Origin of the sequence: Pseudoalteromonas sp. 5Ae-yellow, from assembly GCF_014077565.1 — a bacterium.
Lineage (GTDB): Bacteria > Pseudomonadota > Gammaproteobacteria > Enterobacterales > Alteromonadaceae > Pseudoalteromonas.
Genome location: NZ_JACGWD010000002.1, coordinates 60,843 through 81,029, shown reverse-complemented (window position 1 = coordinate 81,029; position 20,187 = coordinate 60,843). Strand labels below are relative to the sequence as shown.

Genomic DNA, 20,187 nt, shown 5'->3' with positions numbered 1-20,187 from the left:
TATAGTTTGAAACCCCATTTACTTCTTATTGATGCGCTTAATTTAATTAGGCGCATTTACGCCGTTGACGCAAATCAAAAACATCATAGCGACGAGCAAATGATACAAACGTGCTGTGCACGTGTAGCCCACGCCTGTAAAAAGCTTTTAGATACGAGTAATGCAACCCATGCCATTGCTGTGTTCGATGGTGACAAAAGCTGGCGTTATCATTTTTATAAAGACTACAAACATTCACGCGCGCCAATGCCCCAAGTATTAAAAGATGCTCTATTGCATTTTAAAGCCGCAATTGAAGAAACCGGTATTGTAGTATTTGAGCCTATTAACGATGAAGCTGATGATATTATTGCAACGCTTGCCTTTAAGGCATCAAATAATCAAATAACGAGCACTATTGTTTCTACTGATAAAGGCTTTTTACCTTATATTGGCCCTTACATTACAGTTTACGATTACTTTAAAAAGCTCTATCTAGATGAGACAAGTATAAAAGAGCGTTTTGGTGTTGAGCAAAATAAACTCGTTGATTTTTGGGCATTAGCGGGCGATAAAACAAATGATATTCCGGGAGTTAAAGGAATAGGTACTAAGTCTGCGCAGCAAATAGTTAATAACTATAATTCAATTGAACAAGCAGCCGAAGATGAGTCTCTAAGCCCGAGTATTAAAGCAAAGTTAGCCGCTAATATGGATATGTACGTAATTTCAAAGCACTTGGTTAGTTTACGCACCGATATAAATTTAGGTTTTAGTTTAAAGCAGTTAAGACTTAATTAGTCGCAAGTTAATAGCCTCTAAACATTACAAAACGTATACTGATATTAGTTACCGGAGTCAGAGTAAGCCATATTGAAAAAATTTATCCGATATTTAATTTTAGGTTTAGGGCTATATGCACTGATAGCTGCATTGGTGATTACCTTTTATAAAGACGATCCTCAAGCTATGATTTGGCAAGACCGAGAGGCTTTCAATAAACGTTACATCGAAAAACTATCACTTGAGCAGCCAACAACACTAAATAGTGTTCTTGATTACTTAGGCAGCCCCGATCTTACTTATGCCAAACGAGATGGTGAACAAGTATTTCAGATAGTTTTTTATCGTACACAACATAAAACATCTGACGGTATTACCACTATGGATGAATGTACTGGCCTATTATTTAAAAATGGGCAGTTGTTTTTGTGGGGCCCGAGTGCATACAATAAATACCAAGAACAAAATTAGGTGAAGGTTTAATGGATGAAGCTGTTTCAACTACCTTAGAGCAGCTGCTTAATAATACGCAGCTGTTTTTAAGCTATTATAACAATAAACAAAAATGGACAGCTCTATATCCAATGGCAAGTAAGCTAGCTGAGCAATATAGAGTGCTCTACAGCAAACAGCCATTCGCATTACAATCCCGATTGACGCTTTATAACCCAAGTTATTCTTATGCAACAAATTTAGTTGTTAGTCAGAGCGTCATAACTGCTGCCCTGTGTAAATCTCAAAATTATAATAGTGCCTTAAGTGAGCTATACATAGCAGCTACTCTCATTGAACATTTATGTGTTGGAGCGCAATTAAACAAGCTTTGCGAGCAAACACCTTTTCAAGATTCTGATAAAAAAATTTGGAAAATGCGTCATCAGTTAGCAGCAAAAGTAATGTTAGCTAGTGGCGATTCAGCCAAACCTGTTACGCAGTTACTAGCTAAATTAAATAAATATAAACAAGCATTGGTAAGTGCTCCTAAAATAATGCTTTACGATGGGGGCATAACGCTGATTGCTCTAGCAAATATTATTAGCATGAACATTACGAGCAATACGGCTAATAAACATATTAGCTTATATAAAGCACTTACCGATTTGTACATTCGCACACCTAACTTGTTCGCACTGCAATTAATTAAATCACTAATAGCGCATTTAGGGCCATTATTACCGGGAAGCCGCGTTTTATACGCTGAGCAAACCATGATTTATTTAGCAACTGATGCACAACAACGGCATGTTTTAATTAGTACAGCAAATCAAAATAAATTAACCTGGTACAGAGTAAAAGCAACGCTTAACGATAATCCAAAACAATGGCATTGCACTGATAAAACCATTAGCTTCAAAGTATTTAACAGTGAACATGTAAAACCACAAAGTGAGCTTGAGGTTGATAAGGCACAATCTTTACTTGAGCTAATAAGTAATATTAAGTTACAGCACGAATACAGCTATAAAGGATTAAGCCTGCTGATGGCGCCTCACCCTCTCGTAATTGCTAATTTATGCGAGGCTGTAAAACCATATAATAAAGAACACCAGCCCGCAAAAGACTTAAAACATAGTTTATCGATGGTCGGTTATTATAATGCACCTGCAATAATTCAACGGGTTGTTTTTGAACAATTAGTTAATGTTACCCCACACCCATTGCAAGCCTACGTGACTAACAGATTAAATGGATTAGTAAAAATAATGGCTTTATTGGTTAGTAAAAATGATCACGACCAGTTTGAGCACATCACTTTACCTTTATACGCTTACGCCCATTTTTTATTAACGCAATGCAGTACACAGCTTTCTCGTAAAACGCTGATTGACGACACACCAAATAAAACATTGAGTGCCCCTATCTGCTCCTATTTTGGGGTAAATTCAATTAACACTGAACAACTAACACAACAGCTTACTCATTTATTGAGTGATAACCCATGGACTGCAGCACTCTTAGAGGCAGAGCAAACACCTAAAAAGCACTTAACTGAGGCCCATAAACTTTGGATTACACTGAAGATTGTTGCTCAAAATGTGTTTAAACCAGAACTTTCGCTAACTCCGTGGCAGCAGCAAACGTTAAATGAACAGCTAAAAATATTCAAGTGGCATAACAAAGCTGATTTTTATCAACAATTAGAATCTCTCGAGTTGTTTAATAGTATTTAGTTTATTAGAAGCTATTTTATGTCTTTATACCCATTATAGCTTTCGTGTATACCCAGTATTTTTTGTATAAACTAGCAAAATGGGTGATAAGTTGGTATAAATGCGCCCTTAAATTTTCAAGCACGTTCACATAAATGTTCTAACAAGCGGTTACTCTCAGAGTAATAATTTATGTGCAAATCAAACTCTTTAAAGGAAAGTCAATGGCCAAACAAACCATCACAGTGATCAAAGGCGACGGCATCGGTCCGAGCATTATCGACTCAGCACTTGAAATATTAAAAGCCGCAGGTTGCGACTTTGATTATGAATTTGTTGATGCTGGCCTAGCTGCACTTGAAAAAACAGGTGAGTTATTACCGCAAGAAACAGTTGATACAATTGCTAAAAATAAAATCACTCTTAAAGGCCCATTAACTACGCCTGTAGGTGAAGGTTTTACATCTATTAACGTAACACTTCGTAAGCAATTTGGTTTATACGCTAACGTACGTCCAGTTAAATCATTTGTTGGTACTAAAGCGCGTTACGACGATATTGATATCATTACTATTCGTGAAAACACGCAAGGCATGTACTCAGGTGCTGGCCAAGTAGTAAGTGAAGACGGTAATGAAGCACAAGCAAAATCGATCATTACGCGTGAAGGCGCAGAAAAAATCGTAACTTTTGCATACGAGCTAGCGGTACGCGAAGGTCGTAAAAAAGTAACTGCAGTTCATAAAGCTAACATTTTAAAATCAACATCTGGTTTGTTTTTAAAAGTAGCACGTGAAGTAGCTGAGCGTTACCCACAAATTGAATCAAATGAAATGATTGTTGATGCAACATGTATGAAGCTGGTAATGACACCTGAAGAGTTTGACGTAATTGTTACGACTAACTTATTTGGTGATATTTTATCTGACCTTTGTGCTGGTTTAGTTGGCGGTTTAGGTATGGCTCCAGGTGCTAACATTGGTGAAGACGCTGCAATTTTTGAAGCTGTACACGGTAGTGCACCAGATATTGCTGGCAAAAACCTAGCTAACCCAACATCTGTAATTTTAGCGTCTATTCAAATGCTTGAGCATTTAAATATGGGCGATACTGCAGAGCGTATTCGTAGTGCTGTTGCTGATGTAATTAAATCAGGCGACCGTACAACTCGCGATTTAGGTGGCAGCCACGGTACAACTGATTTCACTCAATCAGTAATTGACCGTTTATAATTAATATTTGTTATTAATTTAAATAGCCCGCTAATTTAGCGGGCTTTTTTGTGTTTGCTAACTGCGTTTACTACCTAATGTATTTATGCAGGTTAGTATTAAACCTAATTAAGCCCAAAAGTAGTAATCCTAATAACCCCGCCAGTGATCCGCCACTTGAACCCGAACTACTTTGTTGCTTTTGTACAGTAGCAGATAACTCTTGAGTAAAAGTATCACTGGTTTGAGTATCAGTAACATTCAACGTTACGTTATAAGTCCCGTCAGCTTGATAAGTATGCCTTGGGTTTTGTAAATTTGATAACACACTGCCATCACCAAAATCCCAACTATAAGTGTAACTATTAAAGCCGCCGGTTACTTGGGCATTAAATTGTGCGCTTAAATCACTAACTGTAGCGTTTGCGTTTATGTTAAGCGGAACATTAGCAGTTACATCAATCGCTTTTGATTGCTCAGTGCCTTCGTTATCTGTCACTGTAAGCGTTACTTGGTAATCACCAGAGTACAAATAATTATAAGTAAGCGATTGAGTCGCTAAAGTACTTCCATCCCCTAGCTGCCAATTATAAGTATACGGAGCTACTCCACCTGTAAGCGATGCCTCAGCTGTTAAAGTTCCTTGGTTTATCTCATATTCAATTTCATTTACAGTTAATGGTTCAACTAATGTAACTTGTGCTACAGCTACTTGCTGTGAAGTGCCATTATCTGCCATAAACTCAACGTTATAAGTGCCATAGTCTTGGTATTCATGAGTAGGCGTTAACTCTGTGCTGGAGCTTCCATCGTCAAAACTCCACGTAAATTTGTCCGCAGGAGTAAGTGCAAAGCCTTCTACATTAAAATTAACGGTTAAGCCGTTTTTAGTAAAATTAATACCCTTAGTAACATCGTAAGTAAGCTCTACTTCTATATCTTCACTGTCTGCTGACTGGCTTATAATACTAAACCCAAAACCAACCTGTGGAAGCACAACACCCGATGGTTTTTGCGCTTCAAAGCTATAATCGGTTTTATCAGTAAACCCGGTGATAGCTGATAAATCATCATCACCTAACCCTGCCCTTTGTTGGTATAGACTAAAAGCAGCATCACGTATTTGAATTGCTGAAGCAGCCGGAGTTTGCGTACTGCCTTTATTTATCGAGCGCTGATCAGCATCTACCACTAACGCAAAACCACTGCCTGGATGCTCGGTAGTGTTATTATCTGCTTGAGATTCATTGCTGTACCACAATAATAACCCCGGTGAGTACTGCTCTGCTTGCAAACTACTGTCAACGCCTGTGTATGAACGCAGTTGTAAATAGTAATGTGATGGCGATGCATATGTGTAACTACCTACTTTTTCAAAGCCATTAAACTCAGTGTTAACTTGATCTTGTGCATTATTTTGCCAAATTAAAGTATCACTTTGCTCAATGCGCATATCATCAACAACAAAACCATAATAATGTGTGTTCGCATCTGTTATGTATTCAATTTTTAAATCAATTGTTTGCCCAGCATAAGCTGATAAATCAAACTTATGGGTCAAATAGCCGTTAGGTTGCTTAGCATCACTATTAAGAAATGAATCACCTGAGATATACGGACCAATATCACCGTAGTATGGATTAAGCGCTTGCGTATAATTACTCGCGATTGGCTCGCCATTTACTTTTACTTGAACTAAATCGTAATCACGCTCAATACTGTAATAAGCAATAAAGCTTAAAGTAAGTGTCTCAGTTGTGCTTGGTAGCGCTATTGTATTAGCTAAGCTGTTGCTAATATTGTCGCCCGTATTTGAATAGTATTGAAAATCACCTTCAACTGGAGCCCTAAATTTTTCGAGCCTTGGTGGTAGTGTTATTTTTATTTGATTTTGCTGTTGTGAAGTACTCGCAGTATTAATTAATGTTTGCTGTGAATTAGCCTCTATCTCATCCATATCAAGCGTAAGCTGGTTAACCCAGTTACCCTGGTACCGCTTTTGTAAATATTCAAGCGCATAAGGGCTAAACATAACTGGCTCTGAGCCTCTTGGCGAACCAGCCCAACTTCCTGTCGACATAACTGACCAAGACGCGACAGGCTCACCTACCGTGTTAGATTGTAAGTCGTATTCATCTAATAATCCTAAATCATGCCCAAACTCATGCACAACCACACCAATCCCGGCATCAATAGGGTTAATGGTATAACCAAATAGCTTAATGTTACTGCCTGCAATCTCGCTCGGCCCGCTATTTTCATCAAATACATAGTAGCGGTGCGACCAAATAGCATCGGTGCTTAGGTAACCGCCACCCGCTTCTTCGCCAATACTTGAATGAAATACCATTACATGGTCAATAATGCCATTAGGTTCATTAAGGATACCGTCGCCATCAATATCATCTAAATCAGTTAAGTCATAATCCGCTAAATTAATATTAAACTTTGCAACTGCTTTCTCCACTGCCTCTTTAATTAAAGCAGGTGCATTTATATCCCGTGTACTGCCTTGGCGCTCACCATATATTTTTGCATTGCTATTAGCGGTTACCCAGCCATATACCTGCCCGCTAAAGTTTAAGCTGTTCCCCGAAGCCACTTTATAATAATCAGCAGCCGTTTTTAAGCTTTGTCCATCAGGGCCTGTATAACCTTGAGTATTAAAAAGCATTTGCTGATAGTGCTCAGTTGAATAATCAGCGTAAAACATGTCGGTGTCTTGCTCTACGAGTTTATTGTCGTCATGTTTAAGATCAGGAAAATCAATTAAGATAGCTAACACTTTTACATCATTAACGCTTTGATCTGGCACTGGCGACGTTGAAAAAGCGACCTGTTGTTTATTTGTATTTGAAAAAACGTTGAAGGAGGATTTAAATTGCCTAAAGCCATTTTTAATTGAGTGATTGGCAACGTCTTTGTTACTCATATATGACTTAAATGAACTATCTAACTCACTTGAAGATATTTGGTCTCTTTTTTTAAGCCAATATAAAATACGCTCTTCGTTAGTTATACCAATATCATGCGGACTTAAGTTATTAGCCGCCACCATAGGGCTTAATAGCGTAGTTAAAAGCGCAATTAACGTCACTTTTTTCACTGTGTTTTCCTCAAACATAATTATGTAGCAATCATACCTAATAATAGAAATTTAAACATGCGATAAAAACATATAGTTAACATATGCAATTAAAGCTAATGGTCTCTCACACTCTTTTATATCTAAAATCGAACTTACGACCTAAAACGCATAATTTCTGCCAGTAAACTCAATTAAACATAGATTTTCTGCAGGTTTAAATTAAAAAAAGCCACAAAACGAATTTAAAATGCAAAAAACAACTTTCAAGGTTGACATGAAGGCTCAAAACCCTTAAAAATAAACCTATACAAAATCTTTAATTTAAAAGCAGTGTTTTGCTAAGTAGAGTAAAAACTATGAACACACACATTAATCTTTTAGTCGTACTCGTACTGGTCTTAGTTATAAGCCCAGCGGGGATGTATTAAAAGGTGATACTGCTTTTTAAAAACCCTCGCACTACGCGGGGGTTTTTTTATGCATAAAAAAGCGCACAGAGGAATGAGGATGAGCAAACAAGAATATAATGGTTCTGAACTAGTAGTTCAGGCATTAAAAGAGTTAAAGGTAAAATACATATTTGGCTATCCCGGTGGTTCGGTTTTAGACTTATATGATGCACTTTTTCAGCAAGATGACATTGAACATATATTAGTACGTCACGAACAAGCTGCAACACATATGGCTGACGGCTATGCCCGCGCTACTGGAGATGTTGGTGTTGTACTTGCAACCTCAGGCCCTGGCGCTACAAACTGTATTACAGGTATTGCAACGGCCTACATGGATTCAATTCCTATGGTTGTGTTATCGGGCCAAGTGCCTACAAATTTGATTGGCGACGACGCATTCCAAGAAACCGATATTGTGGGTTGTTCTCGCCCTGTAGTTAAACACAGTTTTAACTGTAGAAGTGCTAAAGACATCCCTACAATCTTAGCTAAAGCTTTTTATATTGCTAGCACTGGTCGCCCAGGTCCTGTCGTTGTTGAGCTTCCAAAAGATATGCTTAACCCTGCTATTAAGTTTGAATACGAATTTCCTAAAACCACCGAGCTGAGAACGTACAGCCCTAATACTAAAGGGCACTCAAAACAAATTCGCAAAGCCGTAACAGCTATTTTAGAGGCCAAAAAACTGGTTATCTACTCTGGTGGTGGTATTGTCATTTCAAATACATCAGAGCAATTAACGCATTTAGTTGAATCATTAAATGCCCCCATTACAAATACACTAATGGGATTGGGTGGTATTTCAGGTGTGCATCCAAACTTTGTAGGTATGTTAGGCATGCACGGTACGCTTGAGGCAAACAAAGCAATGGCTAACGCCGATGTGATTTTAGCGCTTGGTGCCCGATTTGATGACAGGGTAACTAATAATGTTCAAAAGTTTTGCCCTAATGCCACAATTGTTCATGTTGATGTTGACCCAACTTCAATTTCTAAAACAATTAAAGCACACATACCAGTTGTAGGTTGTTTAGCAACCGTACTTGAACAACTACAAGCGGGTATTGATAAAAGCCCAATTAAAATAGACCGCAGCGCGCAAGAAGATTGGTGGCGACAAATTATCAGCTGGCGCGAACAAAAGTGCTTAAGCTACAACACTGATGGCGACAAAATTAAGCCACAAGCCGTGATAGAAGCGGTTTATAAAGCTACTAATGGCGACGCTTACGTAAGTTCTGACGTTGGTCAGCATCAAATGTTTGCAGCGCAATATTATCCATTTAAGCATCCTCGTCAATGGATCAACTCAGGCGGCCTAGGCACCATGGGCTTTGGTTTACCTGCTGCGATGGGCGTAAAGCTAGCCTTTCCTGATAAAGAGTCTGTGTGTATTACGGGTGATGGCTCTATTCAAATGAATATTCAAGAACTATCAACCTGTTTACAGTACAACCTAGCGGTAAAAGTTGTATCACTTAATAACCGCTCTTTAGGTATGGTACGCCAATGGCAAGACATGGTTTACGGTGGACGTCATTCATCATCTTATATGGATTCACTACCTGACTTTGTTAAGTTAGTTGAAAGCTACGGCCATGTAGGCATACAAGTAAACACACTAGATGAGTTGCAACCTGCTATCGATAAAGCAATGTCAATTAACGACCGATTAGTCTTTTTAGATATAAACGTTGATGAGAAAGAACATGTATACCCAATGCAAATTAAGTTAGGCGGCATTGATGAGATGTGGTTACGTAAAGGAGTAAAAGCATAATGCGTCGTATTTTATCTATTTTATTAGAAAACGAACCAGGTGCCCTATCACGTATTGTTGGGCTTTTTTCACAACGTGCATATAACATCGACAGCCTAACTGTTGGCACAACTGACGATCAATCATTGTCGCGTATTACCATTACCACAATGGGTGATGACAGAGTTGTAGAGCAAATTACAAAGCAGGTTAACAAATTAGTCGACGTGCTTAAAATTATCGATTTAACAGAAATGAGTCACATTGAACGTGAGCTATTGCTTGTTAAGGTATTTGCTCAAGACGAGACGACTCGTGCAGCGGTTACGCGAGTAGTTGATGTGTTCCAAGGTGCTATTTTAGATATGGGCCGACAAAGCTATAGTCTACAACTAGTGAGCAGTACAGACAAAATAGAGTCGTTTTTAGACACTCTTCGTCATGAAACCGATATTATTGAAGTTGTACGTTCTGGCGCTGTTGGCATTGGTCGAGGCGATAAAGCCTTAAAAGCATAAATTTATAATATAAAGGCATCAATTGATGTCTTTATTAAACATAAAAAAAAAGAGCTAATTAGCTCTTTTTTTAATTTAATTCGTTAAACCTATTAAGGGTTTACTTGGTCTTTAAGACCTTTACCTGCTTTAAAGCTTGGGATAGTTGCCGCTGCGATTTGGATCTCAGCACCCGTTTGTGGGTTACGGCCAGTGCGAGCTGCACGTTCTTTTACTGAGAAAGTACCAAAACCAACTAATGCTACTGAATCACCTTCTTTTAAAGAAGAAGTTACAGCACCTGTAAACGCGTCAAGAGCACGAGTAGCAGCGGCTTTAGAGATTTCTGCATCAGTAGCAATTTTTTCAACTAATTGAGCTTTATTCATTGTTAGATTCCTATTCGTTATTATTTTGCCTTCGCAAAACCTATCTTTATGCATTTTTAAAGAGTTAGCAACAGCAAATTGCATTTTTTGCTTAAATTCTTAAAAAATGAGTAAAATTTAAATAATTCTCTGTAAAATACAGCGTGTTGGGTTAACAAAGACTTAATTTGAGTACAATTTTGGCGCAAGTTAAGCAACTGGGTAAATAAGCTATATTTTTTCGATCACTAAGGTCACTTCCCCGACCTCGACTCCAAACTTAACAATAGATGTGCGGTTTATCAAGCGCGATTGTGTAACCAGGTACATCCAATCATCAAAATTCACTTTTAAAGTACTGCCATCGTATGGAAGCTCTACATCGTAATTCCAATGAAATACGCTGCCATCACTTCTACCTTTTGCTGTACCTATAACATCATCTGCCACACCCGTTAAACTATTGTCTTCATTTAACGTTATTTTCCAAATACGCTTTTGAGTTTCGCCGTCGTCATAAACAAAGTCTTCTTCAATAACGCCCTGGTTACCTTCCCAGCTCGCATTCATATCTACGACAAGCTTGCGGGTCAATTCACCCTTAAAGTCTTGTACAACACCGTAGGCTTTCAAATCTCCACTAAAAAATGTTTTAAAGTCAAAGTTTGGCGATGTATTTTTATAATGCTCTACATTTGGTGCCGAACAGCTTATCAGCAACAAAGCAGATAAGCATACAAGAGCTGTTTTAAACACGTTAAATACATTCATATTAATTCCCTAATAGTTTCTTTCGTAGTTTCGGCTCAGAGGTTTTTTCATCCAGCCAAATGGCTAAAAAATCACTCGAAAATTGAGGTTCATTTATTTCGCCAATTTTTTCATCATTATGATAAAAAGTACTCATACCCTGCTCATTTGTGACTAACGTTAGCGAATCCCCTTGTCTAATATCAGGCCAAATAGACAATAATTTACTGTCGTATTTGTCTGCTAGCTCTTTTTTTCCAATATGCTCCCACTGCTCATTTGTTGCTTTTACGATTTCTTTAGCTTCAAAGTCACGTAAATAGGTAAGTTTAAATTTAATAGGATGCGTTCCTGCGCTGTAATTACCTGAAGGGGTAAATAAAACCGCGTCATATACATCCCAAAATAAATACTCCATTCGTGCTTCGCCTACTTTATTAAATTGTGTGTCAGCTAAAACAATTGAAGTTGTAAGCAAATAAAAAGTAACTGCCTTTAGTAAAAATTTCAAAATAAGCTCCCTCGAGTCAATGGGTAATGTTACGAAATGGGAATTGTGGGCGATCAGCGATTGATGAATAACTTGATTTTTTGGTTTATAAAAAGAATAACAGTAAACACTGTAGACCAAAGCGCACCGTAAACGAGCCAAAACTGCCATAAAGGTAAGCCTAAGCTTATTACTTCAAAGCGCGCCCCAGCCCAATAACTTGCTGGCGCAAAAGCCATGCATACTAAAAAGGCCTGCCAAAGCTTTAATTTACTCAAAAAAACCATAGAAGTATTTAAAGAAAGTAATAACGCAGCCCATAAAAAGACGAGCCATAGAGGGAAGGGATAAACTTTAAATTCTAACAAGCCTAACTTTACCGCTATAAATTCTAACAATAGTGCTAAAGGTAGGGCTTTAATTAGAAGTAAGGTGTCTTGTTTTTTTTGTTTTGACAACCAAAACATTAAAACAATAATCAATCCGCTAAAAAGTAGCGAATCAGCTTCAAGCAGCAATGATAAAAACCACACTGCTTGAAATAAAACAAAATTAGTAACCGAGCGCAATATCATCGTTATCGCTAACAAAACGTGGTTTACGCGCCATTAAATGCACCGTACTTGTTGCTCTAGCTCTAAACGCGCCTTCGCAGTAAGCAAAATAAAACAACCATAAACGATAAAAACGTTCATCAAATTTTGAGCGGTCCAAATCAGGCCAGCTTTTTATAAAACGGCTTCGCCAGTCTGCTAATGTTCTTGCGTAGTGAGCACCAATATCATTAACAGTATGAATTACCATGTCGGTATTATTTTTAATCTGCTCACTCATTTCGTTAAGTGATGGCAAACACCCGCCTGGAAAAATATACTGCTGGATAAAGTCAGAGTTTTTTAAGTAGTGCTTATAACGCTGATCGCCAATAGTTATAGCTTGTATGAGCATTGCACCGTCGTCTTTTAACAATTCACCACATTGGGTAAAAAAGCTAGGTAAGTACTCATGGCCCACCGCTTCTATCATTTCGATAGAAACAAGCTTGTCGTATTTTCCTTTCAATTGTCTGTAATCAAGCTTAAGTAATGTAATTTTACTTTCAAGACCAAGCTCTGAAATTTTATTAGCGACATAATCATGTTGCTCATCAGATATGGTTGTTGTTGTTACATGGCAATCGTAATGTGTGGCTGCATATATAGCAAAAGCCCCCCACCCTGTACCAATTTCAATTACTGAATCATTTTTTTGAAGCTCAACTTGCTCACAAATGCGTTTAAGCTTGTATTGTTGAGCCTCTTCAAGTGTGGCTTCTTTTGTAGGATATACAGCACTTGAATAAAGCATTTCTTTACTCAAAAATGATTCGTACAAATCATTACCTAGGTCGTAATGAGCAACGATATTTTTCTTAGAGCCCGATTCAGAATTTTTGTTTTTTATGTGATTAAACCGGTGCGCGATATTACTAAAAAATGCGAATTTCTTCTCAAACTCATCAAGTTGCTTCTCATTTATAGCAAATATCTCAATGAAAGAGGTTAAGTTGTCACAAGACCAATGCCCCAAAATATAGGCTTCACCAGCGCCAACGCTCCCAGATAATGCAAATGCCTTATACATAGCTTTATCGTTTACTATAATCGTTGCTTTTAGCACTGAAGATGGGTCACCAAAAACTGTACGCTCGTTTGCATCTACTAAAACAACTTGGCCTGTTTCAATTGACGAAAAGGCTTTAGTCACTAATTTTTTATATATGTTAGTTAACCAGTTTGTGCTTTGTTCGCAATTTAAGCTCGACACTTTATCCATTGAAATACCTATTAATTGTCCTGACTATCTATGTGCTTTATGGCTTGCCTGAGTGACCTAAAAAAGGAACTCGTTTTATAAACAACTTTAACGCTTGATAATAAATACCTTTGAAAATAGACCATGTCATGGCCGGAAAACGTTTAAATAACTTATTAACTTCTTCTTTAGTAAGCTCTTTACGTTTTAAGCGAAGTGTAGCATCAAATAATAGCTCTTCATTTCGCTTATTTTCAATGTGTATCAATGTTTTATCAAGCGATTGCTTAACATGCCAATGATAGTTCATATCTAGATTCATAAAAGGTGATACGGAAAAAACCTTTTTAAAGTTCACTTTTTTTTCTAAAGGTACTAAATAATAATGACGTTCGTTCCATGGTGTATTACTTACTTCAGCAATCATGTATTTAAAACGGGTGTCGTTATGACCAAAAAAGTAAAAATTAACAGGACTAAAATACACACCAAAACAACGAAGTTGCCCAAGCATGTAAATATGAGAAAAGGTTTCAGTAATACCTAAATTGGCAAGTTGTTCGTGTGCACGCTCAATAAGAGGACGTTTAGCAAGCTGTGAGGTGCCTGTAAGATAATCAGCTTCATTAAACTTTAACGCCTTTAAGCCTGACGTACCTATGTGTTTATGCACACCATTTAGTTGTTGAGGATTATTTAAATCTACCCACATCATATATAAAGGGTAACTAAAGCGATGTTCTTTAACAGCAAAACGGCGATGTTTAACATCGCCTAAATACACTGCACTAGTCAAATTCGACCCCAAGTTGCTTGGCTACATCTACACCACTGTGTACGCCATCTTCATGAAAACCATTGTACCAATAAGCACCGCAAAAATAACTATTGTTGTGTCCATCAATACTGTGTTTAAGTTTTTGAGCTGCAATAGACTCTTGGTTAAATACAGGGTGGTGATAAGTAAACTCGCGCAAAATTTTACTTTGGCTTATTCCTTCAAGATGGTTAAGCGTTACACAAAACTGTGTATCTGATTGTATACCTTGCAAAATATTCATTTGGTAAGTAACAACAGCGGCTTTATCCGTGTTGTTGTTAAGTAAGTAGTTCCAGCTTGCCCATGCCGCTTTTCTATCTGGTAAAAGGTTTGTATCGGTGTGCAGCACCACTGAGTTCTCAGTGTAAGCTATTGCACCCAATACTGACTTTTCTTGCTCAGTAGCATCACCCAGTAGTGCAAGCGCCTGATCTGAATGACAAGCAAATATTACTTTATCAAATTTACTTTGCTCACCATTGGCAAACTCTATTGTTACTTCATCATTTTGACGCGTAACTGATTTAATATTTGTATTGAGGTTAATTTTGTCGGCAAAACCTCTGATCAGCGGCTTAATATACTGACGAGACCCCCCTGGTACTACATACCACTGTGGTCTATTGGTTACATCTAAAAGCCCATGATTAAAGAAAAACTTAACAAAAAACTCAACGCCTACGTTTTCCATTTCTTTAATACTGGTAGACCAAATAGCCGCGCCCATAGGAAGAATATAATGGTATTTAAAAAAGTCATTAAACTGGTTATCGTTAAGCAATTGCCCTAATGATTGGTCAGACTGGTAATCACCTTTTTCATGCATTGCTTTGCACAGTTTGTTAAACCTAACAATGTCGTACAGTAATCGCCAAAACTTAGGTCTAAAAATATTACGACGCTGTGCAAATAAGCTTGTAAACGTATGTCCATTGTATTCAAAACCAGTGGCTTCGTTGTGCACACTAAAGCTCATCTGGGTTGTTTGTTTATCAATACCAATGCGCGAAAGTAGCTTTTCAAAATATGGGTAAGTTCGGTCATTAAATACAATAAAGCCTGTATCTATTGCGTATTTGATGCCACACACATCAACATCAACCGTTGCTGTGTGGCCACCTATGTAATCATTTTTTTCAAATACGGTTACATCGTAATGTTTGTGAAGCAAATGCCCACATGTTAAACCAGATACACCAGTTCCTATTATTGCTATTTTTTTCAACGGGCTAATCCTTTTGCGATTTTAAGCCAAATAGGCAGTGGTAAAATGCGTAAAGCTTTTAATATAAGTGTAAAACGATAAGGGAAATGAACGTCTTTGCGGCGTTTTTGAATACCCTTAATCATGTAGTCAGCTGCTTTTTCAGCCGTAACGGCCATAGGCATCGGGAAATCATTTTTATTAGTAAGTGGCGTTTTTACAAACCCAGGATGAACTAAAGTCACATCAACATCATTTAAATCAACCGCTAAGCTTTTTGCTAAGTAACTTACACCCGCTTTTGATGCGCCATAAGCTTCTGAACGAGGTAGCGCAAGGTAAGTAACACTTGAGCTGACCAAAACAAGTTGGCCGCCTGGATTTATTTTAGGAAGTAATGCCTCAAGGCAATACCCCATAGAAAGTAGGTTAACGTTTATTACACGCTCAAACAACGCGCTATCAAAGTTGCGCGCATCATCTATATATTCACAATTACCAGCGTTTAAAATAACACGGTCAAAATGAGGAAAGCCAATAGTAGACTCTTTTATATCTTGCAGGTTAGTTGCATCAAACTTACATGCTTGGATATTGTCGTATTTAGCAAGCTCGGCGAGCTTATCACTATTACGGCCGCAAGCTATAACAGTGTCTCCTAGCTGTGCATATTTAATTGCTAGCTGCTCGCCAATACCTGATGTAGCACCCGTTATAAGTGTGATCATAATTAACCTGCCCTTTTATCAATTAGCTTTATAACGCTACCAAGTAAAGGAATGTGTTTGTATAACAACTCACCCACATTAAAGTAGTCTCTGTGCTTAATAATTTTGCCATCTTTAAAAATAAGCTTGCTATGACCGTCTACCGAGATAGTTTTACCTGATGAGAGCTTTGGATGTGCATAATGCATAGTCCAATAAATAAAAGCATTGTTACCGCTATTAAACGAATCACTAATATCAAACTGGCAATGCTTAACATTGCTGTATAAGTTAGCAAAGTACCTGCGCAATTCTACAATGCCGTTAATTTCATGCATCGGGTCTATAAACTGTATGTTGTCACAGTAAATATCACTCAATAAATCAAGATTAGTACTATCAAGCTGTTGGTATATTTCAACAAATTTATCTACTGGTAACTGGTTATCCATATCACACCTTAAATGCAGCAAGTGCACGTTCTCGTGCCGCTTTATGATCAACTATTGCTGGCCAGTAACATTCCTTATCTTTGCCTGTTGCGGCTAAATAAGTGTGTGGAAAATGAATGTGTTTATCTGGCACGTTTTCAAGCTCTGGCAAATACTTACGGATAAACTTGCCCGTTGGATCAAAGCGCTCGCTTTGTCTGATTGGATTAAAAACTCTAAAATAAGGCTGAGCATCACAGCCCGTACTTGCAGCCCACTGCCAACCACCATTATTTGAGGCTAAATCGCCATCAATTAAGTGCTGCATAAAAAAGCGTTCACCTTCACGCCAGTCTATTAATAAATGCTTAGTTAAAAAGCTTGCAACAACCATTCGTAAACGATTATGCATCCAACCGGTTTGCTTAAGTTGTAGCATTGCTGCATCCACTAATGGGTAACCTGTACGCCCTTCGCACCATGCTTTAAAATCGCTTTCGCTTTTACGCCACACTACAGCATTATACTTTTCGTTAAAGTTATCGCCGCGCGAAAGCTTCGGAAATTCTGCAATTAAATGTCTGTAAAATTCGCGCCAAACAAGCTCGTTAATCCACGTAAACGTTTTACTTTTTGATGTAGTTAAAATATCAGGATAACGCTGCTGAATATTAATAAGCAGTTGCTTTGTGCTTACAATACCTAGTGCTAAATACGGGCTTAAACCCGATGTGCCTTTTACACTGGGAATATCACGCTGGTCGTCGTAACTTGTAAGTTTGTCGCATATAAAATTATCAACTACGGTAGAGAGTGTTTCGTCGTCAACCGGCCACTTATCTGAGCACCCATCACTTTTTAGTAAATCACTCTCGTCAAACTCAATAGGGTCAGATGTTAAAGGCCATTGTGGCAAACTAAAGTGTGTATCTTGATACTGCTTTAACCATGCACGTTTAAATGGAGTAAACACTTTATACATTTCATTACTTTGATTTTTAACCGTTCCAACAGGTGCAATTAAATCACCTTCGTACAAAGTGAAAGTAATAGAAAGCTCATCGCATTCATGCAAAATTGCTTTATCGCGGTTTACTTCATTAAGCTCATATTCTGTATTAGCAATTACGTGTTTTACATCGTTTGCTTTACAAAAGTTAATAAGCTCGCGCGTACAATCACAAAAGCTAGGCGCTTCAATAATATGTAAAGTAATACCGTAATCAGCAAGTTGTGATTGAAGATAAGCAACTCGGCGCTTGAGTAAGTCAATCTGAATAGGCGCAGCTTGGTGTTGTTGCCACTGCTTTTCAGACACAAAAAAAATGGCGTGTTTAGCGCCATTATTTAGCGCTTGAATTAACGCTTCATTAGAAAAAAGGCGCAAATCGCGCCTAAACCAAAATAATGTATCCATTAAATACCAAATCGTAATTTTAAATCGTGAGGGTATGGGTTAAAAAACACTTGTTTTTCAAGGTACTCATTCGGATGAACTTTCAAATGATGTTTTAACAAGGTAAGTGGTACATACAATGGCACCAATCCTTCGCGGTATTCGTCTATCGCATCACGAAGTTCTTGTTTTTCAACCTTCGATAAATCATTTTTAAAGTAGCCTTGTAAATGCATTAGGGTGTTGCAATTATTTCTGCGAGAAGCTGGCTTTTTCAGACCCGTCATCAAACCTAAAATATATTCATCCGCAACTGCATTTATATCGTCACCTACGAACGTTCCAAGCAGATTACCCAAATCTCTATAAGCTTGGTAATTATGAGCCATTAACAAGTACTTATACTGAGAATGAAATTGAGTAAGCTTATGAACCGTTAGTGGTTCTTGTACTAACTTTTGCCAATTTTTAAATACGTAAATTCTCATTACAAAGTTTTCACGTAAATGCATGTCGTTTAAGCGACCGTTTTCTTCACATGGCAATAATGGGTTGTGCTTCATTATTTGCTCAGCAAAAAAACCAACGCCTTCAGAGGTATTACCCGTGCCTGCTTCGTTGTATATTTTAATGCGCTCCATGCCGCAGCTTGGACTTTTTGCGCAAAATACAAACCCGCTCAACTCTTTAGCTTGTTCTGTTGCAACTTTTTTACCATACTCGGTAAGTTGTTGACCTACATCTCCAGTGCCATCTGGGCGACATACTTTAATAGTATCGCCAACTTTAACTTGGCGAATAGTTGGACGAGGTATTGGTAAACCTACCGCTACCTCCGGACAAAACCGTGTATATTCAACGTGTTTACCTAACTCATCCATACAGAAGTTTGACTTTTTATGACCTGTGTCAAATCTAACTTTTTCGCCTGCTAAGCAGGCGCTTATACCTATTTTTATTATATCTGTGTGCATAAATTCTCTTAGTAAATCAAATTACCTATTGGATTTAGTAACTTGCTGAAGCCCTTATTAAAATGTAGCGCACTACTGACAACTGTAAAGCACAAACAACCATCTTTTGTTAAAGGAGTATGTTGGTGGCTACCATCTTGCCATATAAAGTCACCTGGTACATATTTTCCTTCTTCATCACTAAACTCGCCATCTAGGAGTAAAGTAACTTCAAAGCCAGTGTGCGTGTGTTCTGGTATTTCACCACCAGCATCAATATGTAACAAGCTAGAGCGTAATGGGCCATCATCAAGTGCAATACGCGATCTCGCAAGCTTACCCACTTGGGTAAATTTACTGTGAGAAATACGCGTTAGCGCACGTGGAAGCTGATAGTTATGCTCATTAACTTTAATAGAAACAGGCTCTACTTCATAAACTTCGTCAATAGAATCATCAGACGTGATCATATCAAGCACATTCAATTCAAATTCTTCAAGTAACTCAGGTTGCTCAGCTTGAGGTTTCTCATATTGCGCTGGCTCTTCGCTAAATAATGCGTTTGCATTGCTTGCCTCAATTTTAGCTACTTTCGCTTGGCACACAGGGCACATATCTACATGTATAGAAACGGCTAAACTCAATGATGTAGCAAGTGATGCATCGCAATACTGTGTCAGTAAAGTTTCACTCGGGTGATGTTTAATCATGCTGATCTCCCATTTCATTACGTAATTTTTGCAAGGCCAAACGTAATCGTGATTTTACCGTGCCTACTGGAATATTAAGTTGATGTGCAAGTTGCTCTTGCGACATGTCTTGAAAATAAACGCCCCTTACCACTTCGCGTTGAGCAATAGGTAATTTATCTAAATAACGTTTAATTTGTTTATCTTCTAAATGATCACTGTATTCGTGATGTGTATCTTGTGATTCGTTTAATAACGGCCAAATATCTTCGCTTATATTTTCTTCTTTATTGCTTTTCATTTTACGAAGCATATCGAATGAAGCGTTACGCATAACGGTATAAACCCACGTAGTAGCCGCACCTTTATCACTGTGATACAAATGTGCTTTACGCCAAACAGATGTTAACGTCTCTTGCACAAGCTCCATTGCTTGAGCTTCAACACCAAATTGCTTAATTCCAAAGCGTTTAATTTTTGGCGCAAAGTATTCAAATAAATAGGAAAATGCTTTTTTATCGCGTGACTGTGCAACATCTATAAGCGCTTGCATGAGTTCTTTACTCGGCGTTTCTGGCATGGCAGTGTACTTACCTGTATTAGGTTCACAACGTGGTGATTGTTGTTGACTTACCATAATAATTTATCCCGTTATTGCTTTTGTAT

At 37.9% G+C, this 20,187-nt stretch carries 20 protein-coding genes; 6 read left to right on the top strand and 14 right to left on the bottom strand.

Going from position 1 to position 20,187, the window contains the following annotated elements; genetic code table 11:
* Positions 1-6: 6 nt before the first annotated feature.
* The 4 genes from xni to H4J63_RS00915 all read left to right on the top strand — a co-directional run bounded on the left by xni (position 7) and on the right by H4J63_RS00915 (position 4,144).
* Positions 7-780, top strand: a complete 774-nt coding sequence (gene xni, locus H4J63_RS00930) for a flap endonuclease Xni (protein WP_182193845.1) — start codon at positions 7-9, stop codon at positions 778-780.
* 69 nt (positions 781-849) lie between these two features.
* Entirely contained in the window at positions 850-1,233 is a 384-nt protein-coding gene (locus tag H4J63_RS00925) for a DUF3192 domain-containing protein (RefSeq protein ID WP_024596929.1), read from the top strand.
* Between the two features lie 11 nt (positions 1,234-1,244).
* A complete protein-coding gene (locus tag H4J63_RS00920; RefSeq protein WP_182193843.1) occupies positions 1,245-2,933 on the top strand; it encodes a hypothetical protein in 1,689 nt (562 codons plus the stop codon).
* Positions 2,934-3,136: 203 nt separating this feature from the next.
* Positions 3,137-4,144: an isocitrate dehydrogenase gene (locus tag H4J63_RS00915; RefSeq protein ID WP_002960311.1), complete on the top strand. Its 1,008-nt coding sequence runs from the start codon at positions 3,137-3,139 to the stop codon at positions 4,142-4,144.
* 70 nt (positions 4,145-4,214) lie between these two features.
* Here H4J63_RS00915 and H4J63_RS00910 read toward each other — a convergent pair whose 3' ends face one another.
* Complete coding sequence (locus tag H4J63_RS00910) at positions 4,215-7,229, bottom strand: immune inhibitor A domain-containing protein (protein ID WP_182193841.1); 3,015 nt, start codon at positions 7,227-7,229, stop codon at positions 4,215-4,217.
* A gap of 489 nt (positions 7,230-7,718) precedes the next feature.
* Between H4J63_RS00910 and H4J63_RS00905 the strand changes: the two genes are divergently transcribed.
* On the top strand, positions 7,719-9,443 hold the full coding sequence (locus H4J63_RS00905; RefSeq protein ID WP_024596926.1) for an acetolactate synthase 3 large subunit: 1,725 nt from the start codon (positions 7,719-7,721) through the stop codon (positions 9,441-9,443).
* The gene (ilvN, locus tag H4J63_RS00900; RefSeq protein WP_002960314.1) at positions 9,443-9,940 is read left to right on the top strand and encodes an acetolactate synthase small subunit; all 498 of its coding nucleotides are present in this window, start codon (positions 9,443-9,445) and stop codon (positions 9,938-9,940) included. Before H4J63_RS00905 ends, ilvN begins: the two co-directional genes overlap by 1 nt.
* Before the next feature lie 92 nt (positions 9,941-10,032).
* On the opposite strand, the gene H4J63_RS00895 is transcribed toward ilvN, so the two are convergent.
* The 13 genes from H4J63_RS00895 to H4J63_RS00835 all read right to left on the bottom strand — a co-directional run bounded on the left by H4J63_RS00895 (position 10,033) and on the right by H4J63_RS00835 (position 20,158).
* Positions 10,033-10,308, bottom strand: a complete 276-nt coding sequence (locus H4J63_RS00895) for an HU family DNA-binding protein (protein ID WP_002962474.1) — start codon at positions 10,306-10,308, stop codon at positions 10,033-10,035.
* Between the two features lie 210 nt (positions 10,309-10,518).
* Positions 10,519-11,058, bottom strand: a complete 540-nt coding sequence (locus H4J63_RS00890; RefSeq protein WP_182193839.1) for a DUF3833 domain-containing protein — start codon at positions 11,056-11,058, stop codon at positions 10,519-10,521.
* Between the two features lies 1 nt (position 11,059).
* The gene (locus H4J63_RS00885; protein WP_182193837.1) at positions 11,060-11,548 is read right to left on the bottom strand and encodes a chalcone isomerase family protein; all 489 of its coding nucleotides are present in this window, start codon (positions 11,546-11,548) and stop codon (positions 11,060-11,062) included.
* 53 nt (positions 11,549-11,601) lie between these two features.
* On the bottom strand, positions 11,602-12,102 hold the full coding sequence (locus tag H4J63_RS00880; protein WP_149603678.1) for a DUF2878 domain-containing protein: 501 nt from the start codon (positions 12,100-12,102) through the stop codon (positions 11,602-11,604).
* Positions 12,080-13,342 (bottom strand): cyclopropane-fatty-acyl-phospholipid synthase family protein, encoded by a 1,263-nt coding sequence (locus tag H4J63_RS00875; RefSeq protein ID WP_002962469.1) that lies wholly within the window; start codon positions 13,340-13,342, stop codon positions 12,080-12,082. Before H4J63_RS00875 ends, H4J63_RS00880 begins: the two co-directional genes overlap by 23 nt.
* A 37-nt stretch (positions 13,343-13,379) precedes the next feature.
* The gene (locus H4J63_RS00870; protein ID WP_149603676.1) at positions 13,380-14,117 is read right to left on the bottom strand and encodes a DUF1365 domain-containing protein; all 738 of its coding nucleotides are present in this window, start codon (positions 14,115-14,117) and stop codon (positions 13,380-13,382) included.
* Complete coding sequence (locus H4J63_RS00865; RefSeq protein ID WP_002962467.1) at positions 14,110-15,366, bottom strand: NAD(P)/FAD-dependent oxidoreductase; 1,257 nt, start codon at positions 15,364-15,366, stop codon at positions 14,110-14,112. The genes H4J63_RS00870 and H4J63_RS00865 overlap by 8 nt, the downstream gene beginning before the upstream one ends.
* Entirely contained in the window at positions 15,363-16,073 is a 711-nt protein-coding gene (locus H4J63_RS00860) for an SDR family NAD(P)-dependent oxidoreductase (protein WP_002962466.1), read from the bottom strand. Before H4J63_RS00860 ends, H4J63_RS00865 begins: the two co-directional genes overlap by 4 nt.
* A gap of 2 nt (positions 16,074-16,075) precedes the next feature.
* A complete protein-coding gene (locus H4J63_RS00855) occupies positions 16,076-16,504 on the bottom strand; it encodes a nuclear transport factor 2 family protein (protein ID WP_002962464.1) in 429 nt (142 codons plus the stop codon).
* 1 nt (position 16,505) lies between these two features.
* On the bottom strand, positions 16,506-17,900 hold the full coding sequence (gene phrB, locus H4J63_RS00850) for a deoxyribodipyrimidine photo-lyase (RefSeq protein WP_002962463.1): 1,395 nt from the start codon (positions 17,898-17,900) through the stop codon (positions 16,506-16,508).
* Entirely contained in the window at positions 17,900-18,853 is a 954-nt protein-coding gene (locus H4J63_RS00845) for a DUF523 and DUF1722 domain-containing protein (protein WP_138490055.1), read from the bottom strand. The genes phrB and H4J63_RS00845 overlap by 1 nt, the downstream gene beginning before the upstream one ends.
* A gap of 8 nt (positions 18,854-18,861) precedes the next feature.
* Positions 18,862-19,542, bottom strand: coding sequence for a ChrR family anti-sigma-E factor (locus H4J63_RS00840; RefSeq protein ID WP_002962459.1), 681 nt, complete (start codon positions 19,540-19,542; stop codon positions 18,862-18,864).
* Complete coding sequence (locus tag H4J63_RS00835) at positions 19,535-20,158, bottom strand: sigma-70 family RNA polymerase sigma factor (protein WP_002962457.1); 624 nt, start codon at positions 20,156-20,158, stop codon at positions 19,535-19,537. Before H4J63_RS00835 ends, H4J63_RS00840 begins: the two co-directional genes overlap by 8 nt.
* Positions 20,159-20,187 lie beyond the last annotated feature (29 nt).